The 3,637-nt window shown below is 44.8% G+C and carries 2 protein-coding genes and 1 pseudogene; 2 read left to right on the forward strand and 1 reads right to left on the reverse strand.

The genetic code is table 11. The annotated features are described in order from the left end of the window. Nucleotides 1-181 precede the first annotated feature (181 nt). Nucleotides 182-627 (forward strand): annotated as a pseudogene (locus tag IM477_RS12490) (IS630 transposase-related protein); the annotation flags it as partial. Nucleotides 628-637: 10 nt separating this feature from the next. On the opposite strand, the gene dusB reads toward IM477_RS12490, so the two are convergent. Continuing rightward, the gene (gene dusB / locus IM477_RS12495; protein WP_287731990.1) at nucleotides 638-1,660 is read right to left on the reverse strand and encodes a tRNA dihydrouridine synthase DusB; all 1,023 of its coding nucleotides are present in this window, start codon (nucleotides 1,658-1,660) and stop codon (nucleotides 638-640) included. 199 nt (nucleotides 1,661-1,859) lie between these two features. Between dusB and IM477_RS12500 the strand changes: the two genes are divergently transcribed. After that, nucleotides 1,860-3,434, forward strand: coding sequence for a glucose-6-phosphate isomerase (locus IM477_RS12500; protein WP_287731991.1), 1,575 nt, complete (start codon nucleotides 1,860-1,862; stop codon nucleotides 3,432-3,434). Nucleotides 3,435-3,637 lie beyond the last annotated feature (203 nt).

Here is a 3,637-nt window from a genome sequence, read left to right on the forward strand (position 1 = left end):
CTCACCTTTGCAATGAGCATAAATACTTAGTGGAAAAATAGGCTTTTCGAGGGTAATTCTTGTTTTAATTCTACATGTACGCAGTATTTAAAAGCCTCTATTTCGTTCCAAGACACGATTAAGAGTGGCTTTTAGGCTAAGTATAATTACTCATCGCGTAAGTGAGATGCTCCCTTCCCGAGATCCCGAGGCAAGATTAAGAGACAGAGCCGAGAAGTTTGGAGTGAGACCAAGTGCCATTTGCTATGCCTTAAAAAACATGAAAGTTACCAGAAAAAAGAAGGAACTTCGTTATAGAGAAAGAAACCGAGAAGAAAGAATGAAATACTACAGAGTGCTGAGAGAATTGATTAAAATGTATAGAAGTGAAAGCCTTGTATTTATTGATGAGTCAGGGTTTGAAGAATTTCAAGCCTGTTTTTATGCTTGGTCAAAAAAAGGGAAGAAAGTCTTTGGAGATAGACAAGGAAAACGAGGAAAAAGAGAGAACCTTGTCGCTGGGAGAAGAAAGGGAAAAAAAGACTTTATTGCATCGAACATGATTTTAGTGCATTAAAGAGAGCAAGAATGTATGCTCCTGTAGGTACACCCCTTGATGAAATTATTCGTACTTATTGTGTCGCCTAGTGTCTCGTTTTTATTTGAAATAACTATATCTGTAAATATTCTCGTTTTCAAGGTTTAATTGGGCAATAGCTCCATCAATTAAATCACAGCCCTCCCCCAGGGATTCGATGAGCGAAAACCGCTCGCGCCAAACCGCCGCACCGGTAAAATCCTGACAATACCAAGCCAAATGTTTCCGCGCTTGCCAGATACCGCGTTGTCCCTTGTATAGCCATAGCCCCTGTAAATGCTCTTTAGCTAGGCTTAACAGGTCAATAGAGGTGGGTTTCGGCAACTTTTTGCCTGTTTTGAGGTAATAATCGATTTCCCCCACTAAATAGGGATAACCGAGGGTTCCCCGCGAACACATCACCCCATCGGCCCGGGTAAATTCCAAACAATTAATCGCCGCTTCCACAGAAACAATATCACCATTAGCAATGACAGGAATCGATAAAACCTCCTTCACCCGTTTAATCCATTGCCAATCGGCTGGACCGTGATAACCCTGTTCCCTAGTGCGTGCGTGCAGGGTCAACATTTGCGCTCCCGCATCTTCCAAGCGACGGGCAAAATCGATAATATTAATCTCCTGAGCGTTCCATCCCAAGCGAGTTTTCACCGTTACTGGCACCGATACCGCTCTCACCACTTCCCTAACAATTTGCTCGGCAATTTCTGGCTGTCGTAAAAGCGAAGAACCGCCGCCTTTTTTAGTAATTTTATTAACAGGACAACCCATATTAATATCGATGGTCATCGCTCCTTCTTTAACCGCTTTTTCCGCCGCCACAGCCATAAAATCGGGACGGCAATCAAATAATTGCATACTAATTGGTTGTTCTTTGTCCCCGATAACCATCAATTGCGGTAACTCTTGCAGCCGGGAGATTTCTGTCGCATTGACCATCTCGGTATAGAGCATGGAATCGGGAGCAAAACGCCTCACCAAGCGCCGAAAAACTAAATCGGTGACACCGGATAAAGGTGATTGCAAGACGCGGCTATGCACTTCTAAGTTACCGATTTTGAGAGGGGATGAGTAGATAGCCATAGGACCGGTTAAAAAATCAACAGCCAACACCAGCAAACCGAACAATTAGGGGATAGTTCAGTCACTGTTAGTATTTTGCCAACCCCTAATATATGCTTAACCGTCATCTTCTAGTCTAAAACTACCTGTATGATGATTGGAGAGGATAGAATCCTATCTCTCCTAAACGAGTAATTAAACAAAAATTTCGCTTTTTTTTATGGATAATCTGCAACTCTGGCAACGTTACCAAGATTGGTTATACTATCACCCTAACCTAGAACTTTATCTCGATGTCAGTCGGATTCCCTTCGATGAGGCTTTTCTCAAAGGTCTAGAAGCAAAATTTGAGCGCGCTTTCCAAGATATGGCAGCTTTAGAACAGGGTGCGATCGCTAATCCCGACGAACAGCGTATGGTCGGCCACTACTGGCTGCGCGCTCCTGAACTCGCTCCTAACCAGGAATTGCGGGCCGAAATCACCGAACCCGTAGCACAGATCAAAGAATTTGTCAATAAAATTCACTCCGGAGCGATTAAGCCACCCAATCGGGCAAAATTCACCCATATTCTCTGTTTAGGCATCGGGGGGTCTGCTTTGGGTCCCCAATTCGTCGGTTCGGCTCTAGCGCCCGATTTTCCCCCCTTAGAGATTGCTTTTATTGATAATACCGACCCTAAAGGCATCGATCGCACCCTAGCCCATTTACCCTTAGCTACCACCCTCGTTATCGTCACCAGTAAATCCGGCGGCACTCCCGAAGCGAGAAACGGAATGTTAGAGGTCCGCAACGCTTACGAAAAACAAGATTTAGACTTTCCGCAACACGCGGTCGCCGTCACTATGCCGGGTAGCCAACTGGACAAATACGCCCAAGATTGGCTAACTCGTTTCCCCATGCAGGATTGGGTCGGTGGTCGTACATCAGAACTATCCGCCGTCGGTCTTCTCCCGGCCGCTTTGCAGGGTATCGACATCGATGAAATGTTAGCCGGGGCCAAAGAAATGGACATCGCCACCCGCGTCCATAACCTGAAAAAAAATCCTAGCGCCCTACTTGCTCTAGCTTGGTATCATGAGGGCAATGGCAAGGGAGAGAAAGATATGGTGATTCTGCCCTACAAAGACAGTCTCTATCTCTTTAGCCGCTATCTGCAACAATTGGTAATGGAGTCCCTCGGTAAAGAAAAAGACCTCGATGGGAATAAGGTGTACCAAGGGATCGCCGTCTATGGTAACAAAGGTTCCACCGACCAACACGCCTACGTCCAACAATTACGCGAAGGTGTTCCCAATTTTTTCGCTACTTTTATTGAAGTGTTAAAAGACCGGCAAGGAGATTCGATAGAAGTGGAAACCGGCTCCACTGCTGGCGATTTCCTCTCAGGATTACTGCAAGGTACTCGACAAGCTTTATACGAAAATAGTCGTCACTCTATCACTATCACTATCCCAGAGGTTACTCCCCGTCAGGTAGGGGCCTTGATCGCCCTCTACGAACGGGCCGTTAGTTTCTATGCTAGTTTAGTTAACATTAACGCCTACCATCAACCCGGGGTAGAAGCAGGGAAAAAAGCCGCCGCTTCCATTCTGGATTTACAGAGAAAAATCGTGCAAGTTGTTCGGGAAACGGGAACTTCTCTTGACCTAGCCACTCTAGCGGCCAAAATCGGCGCTAGTGACCAAGTTGAGGCTATCTATAAAATTGTCCGTCATCTCAACGCTAATCGGCGCAGTTTAACTATTACCGGCGATTTAAGTAAACCAGAAACGCTCCAAATCTCTACCCGCTAATCAGTTATCAGTTATCAGTTATCAGTTATCAGTTATCAGATGTAAGTTTTAAGTTAATTAGTTATTTATGGTTCTTCGTTACTTGGTATGGTTCGATAGGGGGGCATAAATCGACTAAATCCTTATCTGGTAAGAGACTTAATTGATTAGTTCGCTCTAGATCAAAAACAATTGACAAAAATCGCTAAATGCCTTTCTATATA

The sequence above is a fragment of the Microcystis sp. M090S1 genome, assembly GCF_020246295.1.
In the GTDB taxonomy this organism is placed as follows: domain Bacteria; phylum Cyanobacteriota; class Cyanobacteriia; order Cyanobacteriales; family Microcystaceae; genus Microcystis; species Microcystis aeruginosa.

Coding starts and splice junctions, on each gene's coding strand:
- IM477_RS12500 (WP_287731991.1), top strand. CDS start 1,860: ATGGATAATCTGCAACTCTGGCAACGTTACCAAGATTGGTTATACTAT.
- dusB (WP_287731990.1), bottom strand. CDS start 1,660: ATGGCTATCTACTCATCCCCTCTCAAAATCGGTAACTTAGAAGTGCAT.